Genomic DNA, 607 nt, shown 5'->3' with positions numbered 1-607 from the left:
GTCCATTCCTCCTAAGTATCTAAAATGGCCTCAATCTCTTCCTCCTCTGTCGCAACCGTCAACAGGACCACCTCTGCTCAAGCTAGCATGGTGGCTCCATTCACCGGGCTTAAGTCCAACGTCGCTTTCCCAGTCACCAAGAAGTCTAACGACTTCTCGTCCCTCCCCAGCAACGGTGGAAGAGTGCAATGCATGAAGGTGTGGCCACCATTGGGTTTGAAGAAGTACGAGACTCTTTCATACCTACCACCATTGACCGAAACCCAATTGGCTAAGGAAGTCGAATACCTTCTTCGCAACAAGTGGGTTCCTTGCTTGGAATTCGAGTTGGAGCACGGTTTCCCCTACCGTGAGAACAATCGCTCCCCCGGATACTACGATGGCAGATACTGGACAATGTGGAAGTTGCCCATGTTCGGGTGCAATGACGCCTCTCAAGTGTTGAAGGAACTCAACGAGTGCAAGAAGGAGTACCCACAGTCCTGGGTCCGTATCATCGGATTCGACAATGTTCGTCAAGTGCAATGTATCAGTTTCATCGCACATAAGCCCGATGGCTACTAAGTTTTTCTACCTACCAAGACTTTCGAATATTGTCGAATCCGAT

1 protein-coding gene is annotated in these 607 nt (G+C 49.6%); it reads left to right on the top strand.

Annotated elements, in window-relative coordinates; all coding sequences use genetic code 11:
- The first annotated feature begins 24 nt into the window (after positions 1–24).
- Entirely contained in the window at positions 25–564 is a 540-nt protein-coding gene (locus FQP90_RS23940) for a ribulose-1,5-bisphosphate carboxylase small subunit (RefSeq protein WP_144653431.1), read from the top strand.
- Positions 565–607 lie beyond the last annotated feature (43 nt).

Origin of the sequence: Paenarthrobacter nitroguajacolicus (assembly GCF_007786235.1) — a bacterium.
GTDB classification, from domain to species: Bacteria; Actinomycetota; Actinomycetes; order Actinomycetales; family Micrococcaceae; genus Arthrobacter; species Arthrobacter nitroguajacolicus_A.
The sequence above is the reverse complement of the archived record's forward strand: the minus strand, read 5'-3'. Positions and strand labels throughout refer to the sequence as shown.

Excerpts from the sequence above, each read along its gene's own strand:
- FQP90_RS23940 (WP_144653431.1), top strand. The coding sequence starts at position 25 with ATGGCCTCAATCTCTTCCTCCTCTGTCGCAACCGTCAACAGGACCACC.